Raw genomic sequence first — 22,474 nt, 5'->3', positions numbered from 1 at the left:
AGCCAATGGCTTCGCGGGTGAGCTTGATTTCTTCAGCGCCGAGTGGCTCGCCATGGGCCTTGGACGTGCCCGCGCGGTTGGGCGAGCCCTTGCCGATGGCGGTTTTGCAGACGATCAGGGTGGGCTTGTCGGCGCTGTGCTTGGCGGCGGCAATGGCCTTGGACACGGCAGCGGCGTCGTGGCCGTCCACGGCGTCGATCACGTTCCAGCCACAGGCGGCACAGCGCTGGGGCGTGTTGTCGATGAACCAAGGGGCCACTTGGCCGTCGATCGAAATGCCGTTGTCGTCGTACAGGGCGATCAGTTTGTTGAGCTTCCAGGCGCCAGCCAGTGCCACGGCTTCGTGGCTGATGCCTTCCATCAGGCAGCCGTCACCCAGGAACACGTAGGTGTGGTGATGGACGATGGCATGGCCGTCCTGGTTGAACTCGGTGGCCAGCATTTTTTCGGCCAGCGCCATGCCCACGGCGTTGGTGATGCCTTGGCCCAGTGGGCCAGTGGTGGTTTCCACACCGGGCGTCACGCCCACTTCGGGGTGGCCAGCGGTTTTGCTGTGCAGGGTGCGGAATTTCTTGAGCTCATCGATCGGCAGCTTGTAGCCGGTCAGGTGCAGCACCGAATAAATCAGCATGGAGCCGTGGCCGTTGGACAGCACAAAGCGGTCGCGGTTGGCCCAGTGCGGATTTTTAGGGTTGTGCTGCAGGTGATCGCCCCACAGCGCCACAGCCATGTCGGCCATGCCCATGGGGGCGCCGGGGTGACCGGAGTTGGCTTGTTGAACGGCGTCCATTGCGAGGGCGCGGATGGCGTTCGCCATGTGTTGTGTATTGGCCATGGGGGCAGCTCCGGTGATGGGTTCGGGAAAACCCGTGATTTTAACGGTTGTCCGCCGGGTATCCAGAGGCTGGGATGGCGGAGAACAAAGCCAGCTTCAGTCCTGCGATTCCTGGTGTTGCCGCGCCAGCACATAACGGCGCATGGCCACGGCAGGTGCATCGGCAGCCACTGAAAATTCGTACAAATCTTCGAGTGGGGTGCTGGCCAAGGCTTGCTCTTGCAGTGCCAGGCCGTCCACATCTTCTTGAAACGCCACAAACAATTGATCGTGCATGAAGCGCGTGGTGGCCGGTTCGTCCAAGGCAAAGTCGCGCCCATGCACGATGAAGTAGTGGGTGCTGGTGGCCGTTTCTGGGGTGGGCATGTGCGCGGTGCGGATGCGAAACTCGGGACGCTTGTTTTCAGGCCCATGTTCTGGCAAGTGGCAATCGTAGAAAGTCACCGACACCTCGTGCAGGCCCAGGCTGCGAAATTCTGAGCGCACGATGCGGGCGGCTTGGCCCTGACCCGTCAAACCTGTGGGAATGCCCCACACCGGTGGCAAGGTGGTGGGCACCACGCTGCGCAGCAAGGCAAATTGGCCATCGCCGATCTCGCTCTCAAATGCGGCTTTGGCGTAATCGGGGGTGCCGAAACTTTTGGCGTGCAGAAAACTCAAATGCGTCAGGTCCAGCAGGTTTTCGTGCAGGCGCACATAACTGCCTTGCAGGCTCAAATAACCTTGCGACCGCGCCCACTCGGCGCTTTCCATCCAGTCTTGTGGTGGCAGTTTGGACAGGTCGGCTTGCGCAGCTTCGCCCATCCAGATCCAGACCACCGCACCGCGCTCATGGGTGCGGTAGGCCTTGATGCCCACGTTTTTCGGGCAGTTCGCCTGTGAGGGCACCTCGATGCAGTCGCCCTCTGTGTTGAAGCGCAGGCCGTGGTAGCCGCACACGATGGTGTCCTGGGTCAAGGTGCCGGCCGACAGGGGCATGGAGCGGTGCGGGCAGCGGTCCTCCAGCGTCACCACTTGCCCCGTGCTCGTTCTGTAAAAAACCAGTCGGCGCCCGAGCAGTGTGCGTGCCAACAACTGGTCTTTGATTTCCTCGCCAAAGGCGGCGACGTACCAGTCGTTCATGACAAAAGGCGTGTGGCGATCCGCCATGCGTTCAGAGGCATTTTGTGCGGCGGCAATGACGGCGGGCAGGGGGCGTGTCATGGAGGGTCTCTTTCTTTGGCATCAGAAGTTTAGGCCTGTCCGCAGGGCCGCTTGTGTCCCGTGAGCGCCTCAAAGCATGGCAACATCCGGGCATGTCGACTTCATCTTCCCCGTCTGCGCTCGTTACCGCCCTGGGCAAAACCGAGCCCTTGGCCCAAGCCATGATCCTCGCTGCGGGTCGCGGTGAACGCATGCGGCCCCTGACCGACGCGATCCCGAAGCCGCTGCTGCATGTGCGAGGCCAGCCGCTCATGCTGTGGCCCATGCAGGCGCTGGCCCAAGGCGGCTACACCCGCCAGTTGGTCAACACCGCCTGGTTGGGTGGGCAGATTTCGTCACATTGGGGGGACCGCATCAGCTGGCCTGGTTTGCCCGAAGTGCAGATCGCTTACTCACGCGAAGGCGAGGACTTTGGCCGAGCGCTGGAGACCGCTGGCGGCATCGTGCGTGCTTTGCCTCAGTTGGCCGATGTTTTTTGGGTGGTGGCGGGCGATGTCTTCGCGCCTGACTTTGTGTTCACGCCACAGGCATGGCAGCGTTTTGCCGCGAGCACCGCCTTGGCCCATTTGTGGCTGGTGCCCAACCCGGCGCACAACCCGGGCGGCGATTTCGGCTTGTCGGCTTCGGGCCAAGTGCTCAACCTGCCCAAAGGGTCGGCGGGCTGTGACCACACATTCAGCACCATGGCCTTGTACAAAAAAGCCTTCTTTGCAGACTGTGGGCTGCCCCCCGGCAACCCCCAGGGCGTCGCGCTGGCTTTGGCCCCCCTGTTGCGCACCGCCATGGACCGTGGTCAGGTGACGGGTGAGGTTTACGCCGGGGACTGGACCGATGTGGGCACGCCCGAGCGTCTGGCGCAGCTCAACGGCGTCTAGGGCCGATGCCAGACGCCTGATTTTTTGGTCGCGAGCCCCTGCTCGCGAATGGGTCTAGTGCCCCACAGGCATTCGGCCTCAGGGGTGGCCTTCTACAATATTCAAATGATTTCGAACCCCCTCTACGCCCAACGCCGTGCCCGCCTTGCTGCCCAATTGGGCGCGGGCGGTATCGCCATCATCCCCACCGCGCCAGAGCGCCCGCGCAACCGCGACAGCGATTATCTGTACCGGCACGACAGCTACTTTTATTACCTGACGGGCTTCACTGAGCCCCATGCCACCTTGGTGATCACGGCAGACGGCGAGTCCACGCTGTTTTGCCAGCCCAAAGACATGGAGCGCGAAGTGTGGGACGGCATCCGTTTGGGGCCCGATGCCGCACCCGCCGCTTTGGGGGTGAGCCGTGCCATGTCATCGGCTGAATTGGCTGTGCAAATGCCCAAGTTGCTGGACAACCGCAGCACCGTTTGGTACCCGTTTGCGATCCACGCAGGGCTAGAAGGCTTGGTGGCCTCATGGTTGCAGTCGGTGCGCGCGCGGGTGCGTTTTGGCGCGGTGTGTCCGGAGCAGCAGCGCGATGTGTGCAGCGTGCTTGACGAGATGCGTTTGGTCAAAGATGCGCACGAGCAGGACATCATGCGCCGTGCTTCGGCCATCAGCGCCCGTGCCCACATTCGCGCCATGCAGCGCAGCGCCGCCATGTTGCGCGCGGGGCAAGAAGTGCGCGAATACCATTTGGACGCCGAATTGCTGCACGAGTTCCGTCAGCATGGCTCGCAGTACCCGGCTTATGGCTCCATCGTGGCAGGCGGTGCCAATGCCTGCGTGCTGCATTACCGCGCCGACACGGCGTTGATCCGCGACGGCGACCTGGTGCTGATCGACGCGGGGTGCGAGCTCGACGGCTACGCCAGCGACATCACCCGCACTTTCCCGGCCAACGGCCAATTTTCCGGCCCTCAACGCACTTTGTACGACCTGGTGCTGGCCTCGCAAAACGCCGCCGTGGCGGCCACCTATGCCGGCGCACGTTTTGTTGCGCCACACGAAGCCGCTGTGGCCGTGCTGGCGCAGGGCTTGCTCGACGTGGGCTTGCTCGACAAGAACAAAGTGGGCAACGCGCAGGACGTGATCGCCAACCGCAGCTATTTCCAGTTCTACATGCACCGCACGGGTCACTGGCTGGGCATGGATGTGCACGATTGCGGCAGTTACATCGAGCCATCTGAGCTGGGCCAGGTCAGCGAACGCAAAGACCCGCTGAGCGGTGAAATCATCAAGGACCGCCCGAGCCGCATCCTGCAGTCTGGCATGGTGTTGACGATTGAGCCGGGCCTGTATGTGCGGCCTGCGCCAGGGGTGCCAGAGCCATTCCACAACATCGGCATTCGCATTGAGGACGACGCCATCGTCACCGATACCGGTTGTGAGCTCATCACGCGCGGTGTGCCCGTCAAGGCCGATGAGATCGAAGCCTTGATGCGGGGCTGACCCGTGTCTGACACGGCCACGCCGCGCCTGCCCAACCTCCAGCAAGGGCGTGTGCTGTCGATCCAGACGGGGCAGGTCCGTCCATTGAGGGTCGGCGGACGCAAGTTGGTGTCCGCCATTGGCAAAACCCTCAGGACAGGCCCGATCGAGGTCGGGGTTTTGGGCCTGGCGGGTGACGAGCAAGCCGACTTGACTGTGCACGGTGGTTTGCGCAAGGCGATTTATGCCTTGCCCTCCGAACACTTGCCTTGGTGGCAAGCGCAACGCCAAAGACAAGGCGCCACGATGTTTGAAGAAGACTTGCCCCCAGGCTACCTGGGTGAAAACCTCAGCCTCCAAGGGGTGTTCGAAGAAAACCTGTTCATCGGAGACGCTTTGCAACTGGGCGATGTGTTGCTGCGCGTGACGCAGCCGCGCGAGCCCTGCGGCAAGTTCAACGCCGTGATGGGCTATGGGCAGGCGGCCAAAGACATGGTGCACAGTGGGCGCTGTGGTTTTTATTTGGCGGTGGACAGGCCCGGCACCTTGCAAGCCGGCACGCCTTTTGAAGTGATCCCCGGACCGCGTTCGACCAGCGTCGCGCAGGCCTTGCAACACAAAGCTTGGAAGCATGGGCGTTGAATGGCGCGCATTGGTGCAAAAAAGCCAAAAGCCAACTCACTTTTGAAGCCAAGACCCACCGCCGGACCCGCATCATCCGGGGTCTACAATGAACCTGACGCCGAACTGTCATTGCGCAGATCGCCACCCCTAACAAAATGAACAGGAGCTGCTGAGGGCCGTCGGCCACTGCAGCACGCTCTTGAAATGGAGCATCCCCATGACCAACAAGGTCCAAGCCGAAGAAAAACGCGCCCAACTGCGCAAAGCCGCACTCGAATACCACGAGTTTCCGACGCCCGGCAAAATCGCCATCGCCGCCAGCAAACAACTGGTCAACCAACATGACTTGGCCTTGGCCTATTCCCCGGGTGTGGCCGCGCCTTGCGAAGAAATCGTCAAGGACCCGGCCAACGCTTTCAAATACACCAGCCGCGGGAACTTGGTGGGTGTGGTGACCAACGGCACCGCCGTTTTGGGTTTGGGCGACATTGGTCCCCTGGCCAGCAAGCCGGTCATGGAAGGCAAGGGCGTGTTGTTCAAGAAGTTCTCGGGCATCGACGTGTTCGACATCGAGATCAATGAAAAAGACCCGGACAAACTGGTCGAGATCATTGCGGCCTTGGAGCCGACGTTTGGCGGCATCAACCTGGAAGACATCAAAGCGCCCGATTGCTTTTACGTCGAGCGCAAACTGCGCGAGCGCATGAAGATTCCGGTTTTCCACGACGACCAGCATGGCACCGCGATCGTGGTGGGTGCTGCCATTCTGAACGGCCTGAAGATCGTGGGCAAAGACCCCAAAAAGATCAAGTTGGTCACTTCCGGTGCTGGCGCTGCGGCGCTCGCTTGTTTGGGCTTGTTGGTCAAGCTGGGCATTCCGCGTGAAAACATCTGGGTCACCGACCTGGCCGGCGTGGTCTACGAAGGCCGCACCGAGCTGATGGACGAAGACAAGATCCAGTTCGTGCAAAAAACCGACCAACGCACTCTGGCGCAGGTCATCGAAGGCGCGGACGTGTTCCTGGGCTTGTCGGCCGGCGGTGTGCTCAAACAAGACATGGTCAAGTCCATGGCGGCCAAGCCGTTGATTTTTGCCTTGGCCAATCCGAACCCCGAAATCGACCCCGATGACGTCAAAGCCGTGCGTGACGACGCCATCATGGCCACGGGCCGTACCGATTACCCCAACCAGGTCAACAACGTCCTGTGTTTCCCCTACATCTTTCGGGGCGCACTCGATTGCGGCGCGACCACCATCACGCTGGAGATGGAAATCGCTGCGGTCCATGCCATCGCCGAACTGGCGCAAGCCGAGCAAAGCGAAGTCGTGGCGGCCGCTTATGTGGGCGAGCCCTTGGCATTTGGTCCCGAATACCTCATCCCCAAGCCCTTTGATCCGCGCTTGATGATGAAAATTGCCCCTGCTGTCGCCCAAGCGGCGGCGGAAAGTGGCGTGGCCTTGCGCCCCATCAAAGACATGGAGGCCTACCGTGAAAAACTGCAGGGCTTTGTGTATGCCTCTGGCACCATGATGAAGCCGATTTTCACGGCCGCCAAACGCGCCCTCAAAAAACGCATTGCTTACAGCGAGGGCGAAGAAGAGCGCGTGTTGCGTGCTGCCCAGATTGTGGTGGACGAGGGCATTGCCCGACCTACCCTGATAGGTCGCCCCTCGGTGATTGCCGAGCGCATCGACAAGTTTGGCCTGCGCCTGAAAGAAGAGCTGGATTACGACGTGGTCAATGTGGAGTCGGACCACCGCTACCGTGATTTCTGGCAAACCTATCACCGCTTGACCGAACGCAAGGGCGTCACCGAGGAAATCGCCAAAATCGAAATGCGTCGCCGCCTGTCCCTCATAGGGGCCATGCTGCTGCACAAAGGCGATGTGGACGGCATGATTTGCGGGACCTGGGGCAACAACCCCATGCACTTGAACTACATCGACCAAGTGGTGGGCAAGCGCCCCGGTGTCAACACCTTCGCCTGCATGAACGGTTTGATGCTGCCCGGTCGTCAGCTGTTCATGGTGGACACCCACGTCAACTACGACCCGACCGCCGCGCAGTTGGCCGAGTTCACCCTCATGGCGGCTGAAGAAATGCGCCGTTTTGGTATCCAGCCCAAAGTGGCCTTGTTGTCGCACTCCAACTTTGGTTCGTCCAACGAGCCCAGCGCCATCAAAATGCGCGATGTGCTGGCTTTGTTGCGCAAAAATGCGCCATGGCTTGAGGTCGACGGCGAAATGCACGGTGACGTGGCACTGGATGCAGCTGCTCGCCAAGCCATCATGCCCAACAGCAGCTTGATCGGTCACGCGAATTTGCTGGTTTTGCCAAACATCGACGCGGCCAACATCGCCTACAACCTGCTCAAAACTGCAGCGGGCGGCAACATCGCCGTGGGCCCGGTGCTGCTGGGCGCCGCCAAGCCGGTGCACATTTTGACGCCCAGCACCACGGTGCGACGCATTGTGAACATGACGGCATTGACTGTGGCCGATGCCAATGTGGCCCGCTAAGGCTTAAAACCAGAGCTTGCGCTCACTTAAATGTCGAATTCACAAACAAGCCCTGCTTGTTTATTGGGCATTCGCTTGCTTTTTTAGCGCGATTGCCTCACACTAGCGCCTTCGAGTTTTCGGGTTAACCCGGGGGCTTCTGAAAGGTGTTTTCATGAAAGTGGCTCGACAAATGGCCGCCCCACAGCGCTGGATGACGGTGTTTTTGGGGGTTTGGGTCTCCATTTGCACCCTTGTGGTGCAAGCCCGTCCAGTCACCGATGCCCAAGATTCACCCACAGTGTGGGTGACCGATTTGCCGCGGGAAGGCCAAGAAACGTACCAACTCATCCATCAAGGAGGTCCTTTTCCATACGAGAAGGACGGGACAGTTTTTGGCAACCGTGAGCGAATTTTGCCCCGTGAACAGCGGGGGTTTTACCGTGAATACACCGTCAGAACACCCGGGATCAAGCATCGCGGAGCGCGGCGCATCGTTTGTGGTGGGCAAGCCCCCCGCAAGCCAGACGCCTGTTACTACACACAAGACCATTACGCGAGTTTTCGCCTGATTGTTGTTAAGCCTTGATTGTTGATTTTAGAGAAAGACCACGGAGATGGACATGCTGATTCGTCACGACCAAGAGACGCCCCTGAAGGGCGTGCGGTCCAACATCGTGCAGTCGATTCGCGCTTACCGCGTGAGCGATCTGCAAGAAGCCGCCCAAGGGCTTGGCCACCACTTTTTGTACGCCAATCTGGCCGAGGCCCAGAGCAAACAAGACGTGCTGGACTTGATTGGTGCGCAATTCACACTGCCCTCGCACTTTGGCAAGAACTTTGATGCCTTGTACGACTGCATGACCGATCCTTTGCACAAGTCGGGCCCTCAGCCTGGGTTCATCGTGGTGCTGGAGCAGATTCCTGCTCACGTTAAATTTGACAAAGAAGCCCGCGAGCAGTTGCTGGACATCTTCCGGGATACCGCCGATTACTGGGGAGACAGGAAGATACCCTTCCGATGCTTCTATTCTTTTCTGTAGCCCGTTCTGCGCAAAACAGCCAAGCAGGACGGGCGATTGAGGCACAAACCACCGACGACGCCGTGATGGCCGAATCGGTCGAAGAAGGTGAAAAAATGCCCACCGACAAACTGGTGGACGTTTCGCCTTTGGCGCTGCGCATGAGCAGCCCATTCAACGCAGGTTATTGGCTCGCAGCAGCCTGATCTGCACTTGCGCCGCACCGTCGGCACCCGCGAAAAAGCCCGTCGATGACGGGCTTTTTTGGGCGTGGGTTTTGGTGTTGGAGGGTAATGGCCGCTGTAGACGCGTTCAGACAGTTTGCGCCAAGGCCACAAATTCGGCCACAGGCACCTCTTCAGCGCGGCGTTGCAGGTCAAATGTGCCGGTGAACCCTTTTTCATCCAGCCATTGGCCCAAGGTGTTGCGCAAGATTTTGCGACGTTGGCTGAACGCCACTTGCACCAAGGTTTCCAGCGTCTTGACGTTCACCACCGGGGGCGTGGCCAGCGGGACCATGCGCACCACGGCACTGTCCACACGCGGGGGTGGGTCAAAGCTTTCGGGCGGCACAAACAGCACATTGGCCATCTCGTAACGCCACTGCAGCATCACCGACAGTCGGCTGTAATCTGAAGTACTGGGTTTGGCCACCATGCGGTCGATGACTTCTTTTTGCAGCATGAAATGCTGGTCTTCGATCACATCGACCTGCTCGAGCAAATGGAACAAGATCGGCGTGGAGATGTTGTAGGGCAGGTTGCCGACCACACGGATCTTGCCGGCGGCCGGTGCATGGCTGAGCATGGTGGTGGCGAGGGCCATGAAGTCGACTTTCAGGACATCCGACTCCACCACCGACAGGTGCGGGTGCTCACGCAGGCGAACCGCCAAATCGCGGTCCAACTCAATCACCGTCAGGTGCCCCAACCGTTCCACCAAGGGCTGAGTCAAAGCGGCCAAGCCCGGTCCGATCTCGACCATGGGTTGTCCCGCTTCGGGATTGATCGCATCAACGATTGCACCGATGATGCCGCCATCGGTTAAAAAGTGCTGACCGAATCGTTTGCGCGCAATGTGCTTCATTGGGGGGGCTCGCGCATTTCAACGTAGGCCCGGCTGCGGATGTCCTCTGCCCACGTGGCATAGGCTTCGTCGAGCTTCTTCTCGCGCAGAGCGCTGCGTGCCAAAGTGCGCTGCTCTTGATCGCTCATGGGCGCATTGCGGCGGTCGGTCACTTCGATCAAGTGCACCCCAAACCGAGAGACCAGGGGCTCGCCCACTTGTCCGGGCCGCAGGCGGCCCATGACTTGTTCAAATTCGGGCACAAACATGCCCGGATTGGCCCAACCCAGATCGCCCCCTTGTGGGGCGCTGCCGTCTTGTGACATCTCGCGGGCCAGCACAGCAAAATCGGCTTTGCCAGACACGATCGCTTGTCGCAATTCGGTCAGTTTGGCCACGGCCTGAGCGATAGACATCTGTGCCGATGGCCGCAGCAAAATATGACGGGCGCGTGTTTGGGTCACCAACAGGGTGTTGGCTTGGCGGCGTTCCAGGACTTTCAGGATGTGAAAACCAGCCGCAGAACGCACGGGTGCCGCAACTGTACCGGCCTTCAGGCTGCGTGTGGCCTCTAAAAACAATTCCGGGTAACGGTCGGCAGGGCGTAAACCCATCTCACCGCCGTTGGCGCCCCGGTCGGCCGTTTGAGAAAAAGTTTTGGCCAGTTCGGCAAAATTTTCTCCTGCCTGGGCACGACGCGCCACCTCGGCGGCGCGTTCACCCAATGCGTTGACGGCGGACTCGCTGCTGTTGTCGGGCACCGCAATCAGCACCATGCCCAAATTCAGTTGTGCGGGCACCTGGGCTGCTTGGGCTTTTAGCTGTTCCAGCAAAAATTGTTCGACTTCCAGGTCGGTCACACGGACACGGCCTTCAATTTCGCGCTCGCGCAATCGGGTGAGGGTCAGTTGGGTGCGCAATTGTTCGCGAAAGGCGCCAACCGAGATGCCGTCTTGCACCAAGCGCTTGTGCATCTCTTCGCGCGACAACTGGTTGCTGCTGGCCACGTTCAGCTCGGCCTGATCGATCGATTCGGCATCGATTTTGATGCCCGCTTCGCGGGCTTGTTGCAGCTGCGCTTTTTCATTGATGAGCTGCTCGAGCGCTGCGCGATTGAGTTCACCGGGGTTCGAGTTGCCGCCCCGGGCATTGGCCTCAACGGCCAAACGTTGGCGCAGCACCTGCACTTCGCGGTTGGTGATCGGTTCTGAGTTCACAACCGCCACGATGAAATCGGCTTGGCGCACAGTTGTCGCCCCCGATGTGCCGGCGGTGATTTGGGCGATTGAGGTGCTCACGCTGAGCAGGCCGATGGCTGACCAAAGCGTGTGCCAAAAAGCGGAACGGACAGGGAGAAACAGTTTATTCATAGTGCTGGAAACGGCTGGGTTGAACCGTGCTGTCGCGCAGGTATTGGTAGCGTGGAATGTTGTCACTGAGGCTTTTCAAAGGGCTCACGCCGACACGTGCAAAACCAATGAACTCCAATTGAAACAGGATGCGGCTGTTGGCGCTGGTGCCTTTGTTGAGGCTGGTGTTGGAGATGTTGGTCTGTAGCCTTTCAAAGGCAATTCGTCCCAACCAACAGCCTGCATCGTATTCGAGGCCCACCAAAGTGTCCACGAGGCTGCGCTCCTTGAGGCTGTAGTTGAGCCGGCCGACCGAATACCAACGGTCAGGCCCCAAACCTTGACCCGGTGTGCGGGTCCAAGCGCTTTCGGCTTGACGGTCGGTGCTGCCCACCCAATCGCTCAAAGGCCATTGCCAGCCCACTTCGAGAAACTCAGAGCTTGGCAAGTTTTGGTTGTTGGCGCGGTAAGCCGCATTGATGACCCGGTATGCGCTGTGGCTGTAGCGCGCCTGCAAAGTTGTGCGCGCAATGTCGTGTGTTTGGTTGTTGGCCTGAATGGTGGCATCGAGTGACCAGCGGTCGTCCCAACGCACACCCGCGCCAAACAAAATGTCACTCAGGCCGGTGGTGCTGCCCGTTTGCCCTGGCAACACCACTTGTTGGTCTGAAAACCGGATGCGCTGCGCGACACCGACACGCAGCATTTCAGCGCCAGTACCCGCATCAAAAAACCGGCTGCTCACGCCCAAGGTCAAAGCATTGTTGTCCACCAGGCGGTCGTGACCCACATAGGTGTTTTCGCTGTAAATCGTGGACAGGTTGAAGTCGGTTGCGCCACTGTCGTAGACGGGCAGAAAACTTTGGTCTTTGTAGGGTGTGCGTGCGTAAAACGCCCGGGGCTCCAGGGTTTGCAGCACGTCACGCCCAAACCAGCGGGTTTCGCGTTCAAACACCAAGCCCGAATCCAGGCTGAAAGTGGGCAAGACCCGATCCGCAGCCTGGACGCCATTCGTCAGGGGGGCGTCCAACTGGTAACGTGTGGCGTGCAATTGCAGTTTGGGGGTCAAGAAGCCCCACGGACGAATCCAGGGGCGGCTGACCTGGGCTTGCACAAAACTGCGCTGACCGTTGAGTGGCTGAAGGTTGGCCAAGCTGGCCACGCGCGAAAAGTCGGCTTCAAAACGGGTGGTGTCACCCACCACCGACCAGTCCAAACCGTCAGCATTCCACTGGCCATAACGCATGGCGATTTGTGGGGTTCGGTCAAAAGGTGGGGTTGCGTCTTGCAGGTTTTGCCAACGCTGCACTTGGGCGCTCATGTTGAAGTCACCCCGTCCCCAAGACAGTACACCTGTGGAGGGCAGCACCCGCTGTGTCAGGACCAAACCGGAGCGGGGGAAATCCCGCCAGTAGTTGTTGTCGCTGACCCGGTTCAGGGTCAGGCCAATGCCAATCCGCCCCACGCTGTCAATACCCGTGTCCATGCTGCCTTGGTGTTGGCTGGTCAAACCCCAGCGACTTTCGTTGCGCAACTTGTCTGATGGCATCAGGTTCAAGCGCAACTGACCGCGGTAGTCCTGCTCCAGGTAGCGGAACTCGGTGTCGGCGGCAATGCCGCGCTGGCTCATCACATGGGTGGTCACAGTGGCATCGCGGTTGGGGGCGATGTCAAAGTAGTAAGGTTGTGCCACTTCAATGCCGTTGACCGTGTCCACACTGAACAAGGGCGGCAACAAGCCGGATTTGCGTTCATTGGTCAAGGGCAGGCTGATCGAGGGCGCTGCAAAAATGGCCATGTCCTGAAAGCGCAGTTGAACGCCTTGCGCCACGATGCTGGACTCTTCCTCGTCGATCGTCAGTTGTGTGGCCTTGAGCAGCCACTCCGGCAGCCACTCTGGACCGGGGATTCGGCGGCAGGTGGTGTACTTGGCCTGGCGAATGATGGTGCGCTGGTTGTCTACAAACTCGACTTCGCTCGCTTGCCCGTATCCACCACTGCCATACAGCTCAAAATCAGGCTTTTCAAATGTGCCTTGAAAGCTGTCGACTTGAAGCCTCAGGCGCGGGCCCGACAACACGCTGTTGGGCGTGCTGACGCGCACTTGGCCTGTGGCCTCCACCACGTCTTGCGTCTGGTTGTAGTCGACCCGATCGGCGCTCAGGGCCAAACCGGGTCGTCGGATGCTGGCTTGGCCTTGCACCACCAGATCCATATCGGGTCGTGCGGTGATTTGCGCACCTTTGACAAAGACAGCCCCTTCGAACCGCTGGCGTTCTGACACCACTTCTTCCAACAAAGGGCTGCTGCGCAACTGGAGGTTCAGAGGCTGGGCCCAAGACGCACCGACGCCGCAAGCCAACAGCAAGGCCAAAGCCCAGTTGCGGGTGCTGTAGCCCTTTGTCGGGTTCATCTGCCAACTGAAAAATGCGAAATAAGAGGCCACAAATTGGGAAAAGTTACAAAAGAGCCTGCCTGTCCCCCACCTATGGAGGCTGCAACAGGCTTTGTAGAATGCGATTATCCATGAGCCACCCTACTTACACCCCTGTTTCTCCGCCGTCCGCTTGGATGGCAGCTGCTGAATCCGTGACTTGGGCCGACCCTGCACGGCAGGCCTTGTTCTTGGCATGGATGGCACAAGTGTCTTCGATGCATGGACTTCGGCCCGAAACCCTGCGCATTGCTTCGGCCGATGCGAGCTTTCGGCGCTATTTGCGGGTGGACAGCGTGTCAGGCGGCAGCCGCATCGTCATGGATGCGCCGCCCGACAAAGAAAACGCCGAGCCCTTTGTGCGCATCGCCGCCTTGATGAAAGCCACTGGCCTGAACGTGCCCGAGGTGCTGGACTGGCAGGAGGCCCACGGCTTCATGCTGCTGAGTGACTTGGGCGACGCCACCATGATGTCGACCATCGACCCCGAGCGCCCTCAAGCCAACCATGACCTGTACATGCAAGCGGTCGACACGCTGGTGCAGTGGCAATTGGCGTCGCGCCCCGGGGTGCTGCCACTTTATGACGCGGCTTTGCTCAACCGTGAACTCAGCTTGTTTCCAGATTGGTATTTGGCCCAGCACCGGGCAGTGCACCTGCAAGGCGGGCAGCGCGAGGTATTTGACAAGGCGTTTGCCCTGATTGTTCAGCGCAACCTGGCTGCGCCCAGCGTGTATGTGCACCGCGACTTCATGCCGCGCAACCTGATGGTGCCCCATGGCACAGGTCCGCTGGGTGAGCAGCTGGGCGTACTCGACTTTCAGGACGCGGTCTATGGCCCCATCACGTATGACATCGCCAGCTTGATGCGCGACGCTTTTTTGACTTGGGACGAAGACTTTGTGCTCGACGTCACCATCCGCTATTGGGAAAAAGCCCGCAAGGCCGGTTTGATGGACTTTGAAGACTGGCACAGCGATTTCGGTGCCTTTTACCGCGCCGTCGAATGGATGGGCCTGCAGCGTCACCTCAAGGTGGCGGGTATCTTTGCGCGACTGACCTTGCGCGACGGCAAGCCAAAATACCTGGCCGATGCGCCCCGCTTCATCCACTACATCCGCAAGGCCTGCGACCGTTACCGCGAACTGGGCCCGCTGCTCAAGCTGATCGATGAGATCGAAGGCACCACGCCTGAAGTGGGCTTCGCTTACGGACGCATGTGAGCATGCCCCGCTTTTACTGTCCTGTTCCCCTGCAAACAGGTTTGGCCCTCAGCCTGCCCCCTGGCGCAGCTCGCCATGTGCAGGTGCTGCGCATGCAGCCGGGCGGCATGATCACCCTGTTCAACGGCGAAGGCGGTGAGTTCGATGCCACCGTCACCCGCATGGGCCGCAGCGATGTGGACGTGGAAGTCGGTACGCACCACCTTGTGGAGCGCGAAGCGGCACGGGCCGTGCATCTGCTTGTGGGCATCACCGCCAACGAGCGCATGGACTGGTTGGTCGAAAAAGCCACCGAGCTGGGCGTGACCAGCATCACGCCGCTCGCAGCCGAGCGCAGCGTGCTCAAGCTCAAGGGCGAACGCGCCGACAAAAAGCTGGCGCACTGGCAAGGTGTGGCCGTGGCTGCTGCCGAACAGTGCGGGCGCAACCGGGTGCCTGAGGTGCATCCTGCCGTCACCCTCAAAGAGTGGTTGGCGCAGGCCGAACCCGGGGAGCGCTGGGTGCTGTCCTTGTCAGAAGGCACACAAGCACCGTCGGCCATGGCAGGTGCTGCCCCTGTCACGGTACTCAGTGGCCCCGAAGGGGGCCTGAGTCCCAGCGAGGAAGCCAGCGCTCTGGCTGCTGGATTCATTCCCATCACACTGGGTTCTCGCGTGCTGCGCGCTGAAACGGCCCCCTTGGTTGTGCTTGCCAATTGCGCCTGAAGCCTGCATGCGGTGGGTGGCGGTCCGCAGAGGTTCATCTCTGCAAGGGCGCGGATGCGACATTGTTCGTTCAGCAGCGGCCATACACTGACCAGAATGAACCCTAACCTGATCCTCCTCACGCTCTGTCAGGGCCTGTTTTTCACCAACAACGTCACCTTCATCGCCATCAATGGCTTGGTGGGTTTGTCCATGGCACCCCTGGGGTGGATGGCCACTTTGCCGGTCATGGGCTACGTGGTGGGCGGTGCGCTGTCCACGGGTTTGGTGGCCAAAAGCCAGTCGCGCTGGGGGCGCAAAGTGTCTTTTCAGCTGGGGCTGGGCGTGGCTTTGTTTTCGGCGCTGCTGGCCGCTTATGCCGCCTGGAGCCACAACTTCTGGCTGCTGGTGGCGGCCACGGTGATTGCGGGGTACTACAGCGCCAACGGTCAGTTGTACCGTTTTGCAGCAGCCGAGTTGGCGGCGGACGGTTTCAAGGAAAAAGCGGTCTCATTGGTTTTGGCCGGCGGCTTGATCGGGGCCATCGTCGGCCCCAACCTGGCCTCGCGCACCCGCACCCTCTACGAGGTGCCGTTTTTGGGCGCCTACATGGCGCTGGGCATCGTGGCGATTTTGGCCATGGTCTGCATGGCGTTCATTCGTTTTCCGGCGGTGCCCGCCAAAAAACCCGGCGACAGTGCGGGCCGTCCTTTGTCCGAGATCATGCGCCAGCCCGTGTTCATTGTCGCGGCTGCGGCTGCGGCCCTGAGTTATGGCGTGATGAACCTGCTGATGGCGGCCACGCCCTTGGCCATGCAGGTGTGCGGCTTCAGTTTTGACGATGCGGCGCTGGTGCTGGAGTGGCATGTGATCGGCATGTTCGCGCCTGGCTTTTTCACGGGTCACCTGATCAAGAAATTCGGCACGCTGCAGATCATGGCCGTGGGCGTGGTGATCAACTTCGTGTGCATCGCGATCGCCTTGTCGGGGGTTCAATTGCACCAGTTTCTGATCTCGCTGTTCTTGCTGGGTTTGGGCTGGAACTTCTTGTTCACCGGCAGCACCACCTTGGCTATGCAGGCCTGGACCCCCGCTGAGAAAGACCGGGGTCAAGCGGCCATCAACTTCTTTGTGTTCGCGACCATGGCCGTGACCTCGTTTGCATCAGGTGCACTGGTGACAACGCAGGGCTGGACCTGGCTGAACATCGGTTCGATCTTGCCAGTGACTTTGACTGGCGTGGCGCTGGTGTGGATGGTGCTCAAGCAGAGGGATGCACAGAAAAGCGCGCCAGCAACCAGCGCTTGAGCGCAGTGAACACCTGGGCGCGGTAGAGGTCGTTGAAGATCTCGTGGTACATGGCCTCAAAGCACTGGGCTTGCACCACCGAGGGTGGCGCTGCGCGGGCAAAGTCGGTAGAGGCCTGCGCGTTGACCAACTTGTCTTGTCCTGCATAGAGCAGCAAGGTGGGCACCTGCCACTGGGCGGCATCTCCCAAGGTTTTCTCGCCGTTTTCCATGATCCATGCCGCCAAACCGGTGGAGATGCGCCGGTGCACCAGCGCGTCGGCTCTGTAGGCCTTCACCACATCCGGGTCACGCGACAAAAAGTCGGTTTTCAGGCCGTTGTCCACACGCAGATGAGGTGCCACACGCGGCAGACTGGCCAGCAGCATTTTTTGGACCATATTGGGGAATGCACCCAAGGCCGGGGACGACAACACGGCGGCCTCCACCGGACGCAAGCGCTCGGCCAGGGTGCGAGCCACCACCAGGCCGCCTAAGCTGTGGCCCAACAAAATGAGGGGCAAACCGGCCCCAGGCGCTTGCTGCCGTGTGTGGTCGATCACCCGGCACAAATCAGCCTGCAAGCTGCCCGGGCGCAACAGGTCGCCGCGCGCGCCTTCCGACTTGCCGTGCCCTTGTTGGTCATAAGCCCGCACCGCAAAGCCCCACTGGTGCAAGTAGGCGGCGACTTCGCTGTAACGACCAGCGTGTTCGCCCAAACCGTGCACCAACAACACGGTGCCCAGCGGTTCGGTGGCAGGCATGGCCCAGTTGTACACCGCCAGCAGGCCCGACTCGCCCTGCACAGTCGACACATTGGGGCGTGAAATCGAGGGGCGTTCGATGACGTTCATCAAGGCATCCGTGCCATGACCTCGGCCACGGCTGCTGTCAGTTTCTTTGCATAAGGTACATGCAAAAACTCGTTCGGCCCGTGCGCGTTGCTCTTGGGGCCGAGCACGCCGCAGACCATCATCTGGGCTTTGGGGAAGCCGGCGCTGAGCATGTTCATCAGCGGTATGGTGCCGCCTTGCCCGATGTAGCCCACACCCGCACCAAAGTGCGCCTGGCTGGCGCTGCCCAAGGCTTGCTCGAACCACGGCAAGGTATCGGGAGCGTTCCAGCCGGTGGCACCACCGCCGCTTTCAAACGTGACCTTGGCCTGGTAGGGCGCGTTGTCCTCGAGCAGGGCTTTCATCTCGGCCACAGCCTGCGCGGCATCCACCAGCGGGGGCAATCGCAAGCTGAGCTTGAAGGCGGTGTAGGGCCGCAGCACATTGCCCGCGTCTTTGAGCGCCGGAAAGCCCTCTGCCCCGGTCACGCTCAGGGTAGGTGTCCAGGTGCGGTTGAGCAGGGCTTGTGTGGGGTCGGTGGTGGTGGGCAGGGCAAAACTGGTGGAGCCGCCACAGTCGTAGTGGGCCCAGGGGAAGCGCTTGTACACCTCTTCGCCCAGAATGGCGGCTGTCGCTTGGGCTTGGGCCAAGCGCTCGGCGGGCACTTCGCAATGGAAGCTGGCGGGCAGCAGGCGGCCCGTGCTGCTGTCTTCGAGGCGGTCGAGCACTTGGCGCATGATGCGGAAACTCGACGGCACCAGGCCCGAAGCATCGCCCGAGTGGATGCCCTCGGTGAGGATCTGCACCTTGAGTGTGCCGCTGGCCATGCCGCGCAGGCTGGTGGTGAGCCACAGTTGGTCGTAGTTGCCCGCACCGCTGTCCAAACAAATCACCAGACCCACATCGCCCATGCGGGTGCGCAAGGCGTCCACATACGGCAGCAAGTCGTAAGAGCCAGACTCTTCACAGGTCTCGATCAGGCCGACGATGCGCGGGTGCGGCGTGTTTTGGCTTTTGAGCGCCTGCACAGCGGCGATGCTCGCATAGACCGCATAACCGTCGTCCGCACCGCCCCGGCCATAGAGCTTGCCGTCTTCGAGCACCGGCGTCCAAGGCCCCAGGTCATTGCGCCAGCCATTGAACTCGGGCTGCTTGTCCAGGTGGCCGTACATCAACACCGTCTGACCCGAGCCCTGGCTGGCCGCACGGGTGGCGGCCACTTCAAAAAACATGACCGGCGTGCGGCCGGGCAGCTGGATGACCTCGAGTGTCAGGCCCTCCACCTTTTGCGCTTCGACCCATTGGGCGGCGCGACGCAGCACCGACGCAATGTGGCCATGTGCGGCCCAGTCGGCGTCAAATGCCGGCGACTTGGCAGGAATCTCGATGTAATTTTTCAGCTCAGGCAGGATGGTGCCGTCCCAAGCTTGGGTGACGTCGTGCAGGGCGCGAGCGCTGTCGAGCAGGCCTTTGGGCATTTCGTGGTGCAGTGGGGCGTTCATAGGCAGGGCTCCTGGGGTCGGGACAAAAGAAAATACTGTAGCGGTTTTGGCTGCGACTGGCCAAGCCAGCTTTGCACAACCGTTTCGCCAATCGTTGTTACAGTCGGGTTTTTGTGCGACGTCGCGTGGCAGATGGCCGCTGTCGACCGAGACAAACCACACAAGCCCTCCATCCGTCGGCGAAAGAGACAAGACCATGGATGCCAAAACCGCTGCCAACCCCAGCCTCTACTTGTTTGAGAAGTTCGAGGCCGGGGTCATTCATCTGGATGCCCAGCGCAATGTGCTGGCCATGAATGACTTTGCGCGCCGGGTCTTGCCTGTGGATGAGAAACAGCCGTTCAACAAACTCGTCACTTCTTTCCATCCTGAGCGCTCCAAGCCCAAGGTCAATTTTTTGCTCGACGAGGCCTCGGGCTGCCCTATGGCCAATGCGGTACCGATGACCATGATCATCAACATCCCCGAGCAGGTGCTGCTGATCAAAGTCAGCCGTTTGGGCGATGCACAAGGCGACACCACGGGTTTTGCTTTGGTGTTTTATGACGTGACACAAGTGGTCAGCCAGCCACTGCTGGCCGCTGAGCCTCCGGCCAAAAACATGCGCTTGTCGCGCATCCCGATGGTGGCCGATCAAAAAGTCTCATTTGTGGACACTGCCGATGTGCTCAGTCTGGAGTCCCAAGCCCATTACACCCGCGTGCTCACCCGTGATGGCTACCACTTTTGCAACCTGAGCATTGGGGATCTGGCTTTGCGCCTGGACCCGGCACAGTTCATGCGGGTGCACCGCTGTTTCATCGTCAATTTGCAGGCAGTGCAGTCCTTGGGACGCGAGGGCAGCAAAACCCATGTGCTGCTGAAAGGCAAAAACACCCAAGCCGTGCCGGTGTCACGCGGTGAAGTGGCCCGTTTGCGAGAGGCCTTGGGGCTCGCTTGAGCCAGGGCTCAGCCATTTCCCCGGTGATTGAGCAGCCAAACCTAGGGTATTCACTGGCCTTTGGCTTACCTAGGACATTCCCTGATTGCGGGATCGCAAAAGTCTGATCAATGCATTTCGTGCTCTATAAAGTGCACTTCGTGCAACAAAATGGCCATGAAGTGACGAAATTGAATAAAACCTGACTCTGTAGTCGGAAAAGGACTCTCCTTAATACTCATCTATTGTTTTTACAAAACTCAGGAGACCCTTGATGATTCCACCGCGTTTTGAATACCACGCACCCAAAACCGTGGGCGAGGCTGTGGCCTTGCTTGGCCTATTGGGCTCAGATGCCAAGTTGCTGGCGGGCGGCCACAGTTTGCTGCCGATGATGAAACTGCGTTTTGCGCAGCCAGAACACCTGATCGACATCAACCGCATCCCCGAGCTCAAGGGCATCCGTGAAGAAGGCGGCACTGTGGTCATTGGGGCCATGACGGTTGAAAACGACCTGATCAGCTCACCGATCCTGCAAGCCAAAGTGCCATTGCTGTGCGAAGCGGCCAAACTGATCGCTGACCCGCAAGTGCGCAACCGCGGCACGATCGGTGGCGACATTGCCCACGGCGACCCCGGTAACGACCACCCCGCGCTGTCGATTGCTATCGACGCCTCGTTCGTGCTGGAAGGCCCGAACGGCCGCCGCACCGTGGCGGCTGACGGCTTTTTCCTTGGCACTTACATGACGCTTCTCCAAGAAAACGAGGTCATGTGCGAAATCCGTGTGCCTGCTTTCGCAGCAGGCACTGGCTACGCTTACGAAAAACTCAAACGCAAAACCGGTGATTGGGCCACAGCCGGTTGCGCCGTGGTGATCCGCAAGACGGGCGACCAAGTCAGCCATGTTCGCATCGCCCTGACCAACGTAGCCCCAACGGCACTTCACGCCGAAGCCGCCGAAGCCGCCTTGCTGGGCAAGCCTTTCAACGCTGCCAATGTGCAAGCCGCAGTGGCTGCCGCCATCGCCATCTGCGACCCGGCAGAGGACCTGCGCGGCGACATCGAATACAAGACCGCCATGGCCGGAGAAATGGTCAAACGCGCCCTCAACAAAGCCTGGGCGCTGTGCGCTTAACTGAAGGAATTCACCATGACAAAAAAACTCATCTCCATGTCCGTCAACGGCAAGAAAGAAGAAAGAGCCGTTGAGCCGCGCACCTTGTTGATTCATTTTTTGCGCGAAGAGCTCAACCTCACAGGCGCACACATTGGTTGTGAAACCAGCCACTGCGGTGTCTGTACGGTGGACATCGACGGCCAATCGGTCAAGTCTTGCACCCACTTGGCGGTGCAGTGCGACGGCTCCGAAGTGCTGACCGTCGAAGGCCTGGCCAACAAGGGCGTGTTACACGCCGTACAAGAAGGTTTTTACAAAGAGCATGGCTTGCAGTGCGGTTTTTGCACGCCTGGCATGTTGATGCGCGCTTACCGCTTCTTGCAAGAGAACCCCAACCCAAGCGAAGACGAAATCCGTCACGGCATGGCCGGTAACCTTTGCCGCTGCACCGGTTACCAAAACATCATCAAAGCCGTCCAGTACGCCGCCAAAAAACTGCAAGAGCCCGTCGCGGCTTGAAGCACACACCCATTTGATCGGAGACACACATGAACGCACCGGTACTTTCTGCTGAAGCCCGCGAACTCGCGTTGGCTGGCATGGGCGCTTCGCGCCTGCGCAAAGAAGACGCTCGCTTTATCCAGGGCAAGGGCAATTACGTCGATGACATCAAGATGCCCGGCATGCTGCACATGGACATCGTGCGCAGCCCCATCGCTCACGGCCGCATCGTCAAAATCAACAAAGAAGCCGCGCTGGCCATCCCCGGCGTGCATGCTGTGTTGACTGCTGACGATCTCAAGCCGCTCAAGCTGCACTGGATGCCCACCCTGGCTGGTGACGTTGCCGCTGTGCTGGCCGACGAGAAGGTCCACTTCCAGATGCAGGAAGTCGCCATCGTCATCGCTGACGACCGCTACATTGCCGCTGACGCGGTTGAAGCCGTGGAAGTCGAATACGAAGAACTGCCCGTGGTGCTCGACCCTTATGCGGCCTTGCAACCCGGCGCCCCTGTGATCCGTGACGACTTGGCCGGCAAAACCGAAGGCGCACACGGCAAGCGTGACCACCACAACCACATCTTCACTTGGGATGCTGGTGACAAGTCGGCTGCCGACGCTGCGTTTGACAAGGCCGAAGTGACGGTCTCGCAGCACATGTACTACCCCCGCGTGCACCCTTGCCCGCTGGAGACCTGCGGCTGCGTGGCCAGTTTTGACCCGATCAAGGGCGACCTGACCACCTTCATCACCTCACAGGCTCCGCACATTGTGCGCACCGTGGTGTCCATGCTCTCTGGCATCCCCGAATCCAAAGTGCGCATCGTCAGCCCCGACATCGGTGGTGGCTTCGGTAACAAAGTGCCGATCTACCCTGGTTATGTGTGCGCCATCGTGGCCTCCATCGTGCTGGGCCGCCCGGTCAAGTGGGTCGAAGACCGCATCGAAAACATCTCTAGCACTGGCTTCGCCCGCGACTACCACATGGACGGCGAACTGGCCGCCACAGCCGACGGCAAGATCACCGG

At 60.2% G+C, this 22,474-nt stretch carries 21 protein-coding genes; 14 read left to right on the top strand and 7 right to left on the bottom strand.

Annotated features, from left to right (window positions below):
• Together Q0O19_RS07965 and Q0O19_RS07960 are read right to left on the bottom strand one after the other, a co-directional pair.
• A partial coding sequence (locus tag Q0O19_RS07965) for a 1-deoxy-D-xylulose-5-phosphate synthase N-terminal domain-containing protein (protein WP_295521617.1) occupies positions 1 to 835 on the bottom strand: 835 nt, incomplete at its 3' end.
• A 96-nt stretch (positions 836 to 931) separates the two neighbouring features.
• Entirely contained in the window at positions 932 to 2,038 is a 1,107-nt protein-coding gene (locus Q0O19_RS07960) for an aromatic ring-hydroxylating dioxygenase subunit alpha (RefSeq protein ID WP_295521615.1), read from the bottom strand.
• Between the two features lie 92 nt (positions 2,039 to 2,130).
• On the opposite strand from Q0O19_RS07960, the gene Q0O19_RS07955 reads away from it, so the two are divergent.
• The 7 genes from Q0O19_RS07955 (at position 2,131) to Q0O19_RS07925 (ending at position 8,738) form a co-directional block, all read left to right on the top strand.
• Positions 2,131 to 2,913, top strand: a complete 783-nt coding sequence (locus Q0O19_RS07955) for a nucleotidyltransferase family protein (protein WP_366939050.1) — start codon at positions 2,131 to 2,133, stop codon at positions 2,911 to 2,913.
• 105 nt (positions 2,914 to 3,018) lie between these two features.
• Positions 3,019 to 4,407 (top strand): aminopeptidase P N-terminal domain-containing protein, encoded by a 1,389-nt coding sequence (locus tag Q0O19_RS07950; RefSeq protein ID WP_295521613.1) that lies wholly within the window; start codon positions 3,019 to 3,021, stop codon positions 4,405 to 4,407.
• 3 nt (positions 4,408 to 4,410) lie between these two features.
• Entirely contained in the window at positions 4,411 to 5,028 is a 618-nt protein-coding gene (locus Q0O19_RS07945) for an MOSC domain-containing protein (RefSeq protein WP_295521611.1), read from the top strand.
• 199 nt (positions 5,029 to 5,227) lie between these two features.
• Entirely contained in the window at positions 5,228 to 7,531 is a 2,304-nt protein-coding gene (locus Q0O19_RS07940; protein ID WP_295521609.1) for an NADP-dependent malic enzyme, read from the top strand.
• A gap of 154 nt (positions 7,532 to 7,685) precedes the next feature.
• Positions 7,686 to 8,099 (top strand): ribonuclease, encoded by a 414-nt coding sequence (locus Q0O19_RS07935; protein WP_295521607.1) that lies wholly within the window; start codon positions 7,686 to 7,688, stop codon positions 8,097 to 8,099.
• A gap of 28 nt (positions 8,100 to 8,127) precedes the next feature.
• On the top strand, positions 8,128 to 8,553 hold the full coding sequence (locus Q0O19_RS07930; RefSeq protein ID WP_295521605.1) for a barstar family protein: 426 nt from the start codon (positions 8,128 to 8,130) through the stop codon (positions 8,551 to 8,553).
• Positions 8,532 to 8,738: a hypothetical protein gene (locus Q0O19_RS07925; RefSeq protein ID WP_295521603.1), complete on the top strand. Its 207-nt coding sequence runs from the start codon at positions 8,532 to 8,534 to the stop codon at positions 8,736 to 8,738. Before Q0O19_RS07930 ends, Q0O19_RS07925 begins: the two co-directional genes overlap by 22 nt.
• Positions 8,739 to 8,844: 106 nt before the next feature.
• Here Q0O19_RS07925 and rsmA read toward each other — a convergent pair whose 3' ends face one another.
• The 3 genes from rsmA to lptD form a co-directional block, all read right to left on the bottom strand.
• On the bottom strand, positions 8,845 to 9,618 hold the full coding sequence (gene rsmA / locus Q0O19_RS07920) for a 16S rRNA (adenine(1518)-N(6)/adenine(1519)-N(6))-dimethyltransferase RsmA (RefSeq protein WP_295521601.1): 774 nt from the start codon (positions 9,616 to 9,618) through the stop codon (positions 8,845 to 8,847).
• On the bottom strand, positions 9,615 to 10,895 hold the full coding sequence (locus Q0O19_RS07915) for a peptidylprolyl isomerase (RefSeq protein ID WP_366939048.1): 1,281 nt from the start codon (positions 10,893 to 10,895) through the stop codon (positions 9,615 to 9,617). Before Q0O19_RS07915 ends, rsmA begins: the two co-directional genes overlap by 4 nt.
• A 64-nt stretch (positions 10,896 to 10,959) precedes the next feature.
• Entirely contained in the window at positions 10,960 to 13,359 is a 2,400-nt protein-coding gene (lptD, locus tag Q0O19_RS07910) for an LPS assembly protein LptD (RefSeq protein WP_295521597.1), read from the bottom strand.
• A 113-nt stretch (positions 13,360 to 13,472) separates the two neighbouring features.
• Between lptD and Q0O19_RS07905 the strand changes: the two genes are divergently transcribed.
• The 3 genes from Q0O19_RS07905 (at position 13,473) to Q0O19_RS07895 (ending at position 16,594) form a co-directional block, all read left to right on the top strand.
• Positions 13,473 to 14,603, top strand: a complete 1,131-nt coding sequence (locus Q0O19_RS07905) for a phosphotransferase (RefSeq protein ID WP_295521595.1) — start codon at positions 13,473 to 13,475, stop codon at positions 14,601 to 14,603.
• Positions 14,604 to 14,605: 2 nt separating this feature from the next.
• A complete protein-coding gene (locus Q0O19_RS07900) occupies positions 14,606 to 15,307 on the top strand; it encodes a 16S rRNA (uracil(1498)-N(3))-methyltransferase (protein WP_295521593.1) in 702 nt (233 codons plus the stop codon).
• Between the two features lie 96 nt (positions 15,308 to 15,403).
• A complete protein-coding gene (locus Q0O19_RS07895) occupies positions 15,404 to 16,594 on the top strand; it encodes an MFS transporter (RefSeq protein WP_295521591.1) in 1,191 nt (396 codons plus the stop codon).
• On the opposite strand, the gene Q0O19_RS07890 is transcribed toward Q0O19_RS07895, so the two are convergent.
• On the bottom strand, positions 16,548 to 17,426 hold the full coding sequence (locus tag Q0O19_RS07890) for an alpha/beta hydrolase (protein ID WP_295521589.1): 879 nt from the start codon (positions 17,424 to 17,426) through the stop codon (positions 16,548 to 16,550). The genes Q0O19_RS07895 and Q0O19_RS07890 overlap by 47 nt on opposite strands.
• Entirely contained in the window at positions 17,426 to 18,907 is a 1,482-nt protein-coding gene (locus Q0O19_RS07885; protein ID WP_295521587.1) for a M20 family metallopeptidase, read from the bottom strand. Before Q0O19_RS07885 ends, Q0O19_RS07890 begins: the two co-directional genes overlap by 1 nt.
• Positions 18,908 to 19,103: 196 nt before the next feature.
• On the opposite strand from Q0O19_RS07885, the gene Q0O19_RS07880 reads away from it, so the two are divergent.
• From Q0O19_RS07880 to Q0O19_RS07865, 4 genes are all read left to right on the top strand, one after another.
• Positions 19,104 to 19,847, top strand: a complete 744-nt coding sequence (locus Q0O19_RS07880) for a PAS domain-containing transcriptional regulator (protein ID WP_295521585.1) — start codon at positions 19,104 to 19,106, stop codon at positions 19,845 to 19,847.
• Between the two features lie 253 nt (positions 19,848 to 20,100).
• Positions 20,101 to 20,964: a xanthine dehydrogenase family protein subunit M gene (locus tag Q0O19_RS07875; protein ID WP_295521583.1), complete on the top strand. Its 864-nt coding sequence runs from the start codon at positions 20,101 to 20,103 to the stop codon at positions 20,962 to 20,964.
• A 15-nt stretch (positions 20,965 to 20,979) separates the two neighbouring features.
• On the top strand, positions 20,980 to 21,465 hold the full coding sequence (locus Q0O19_RS07870; protein ID WP_295521580.1) for a (2Fe-2S)-binding protein: 486 nt from the start codon (positions 20,980 to 20,982) through the stop codon (positions 21,463 to 21,465).
• 29 nt (positions 21,466 to 21,494) lie between these two features.
• The coding region (locus Q0O19_RS07865; protein WP_295521578.1) for a molybdopterin cofactor-binding domain-containing protein at positions 21,495 to 22,474 on the top strand (980 nt) is incomplete at its 3' end.

This window comes from Limnohabitans sp. Rim8, assembly GCF_945869175.1.
Lineage (GTDB): Bacteria > Pseudomonadota > Gammaproteobacteria > Burkholderiales > Burkholderiaceae_C > Limnohabitans_A.
The sequence above is the reverse complement of the archived record's forward strand: the minus strand, read 5'-3'. Positions and strand labels throughout refer to the sequence as shown.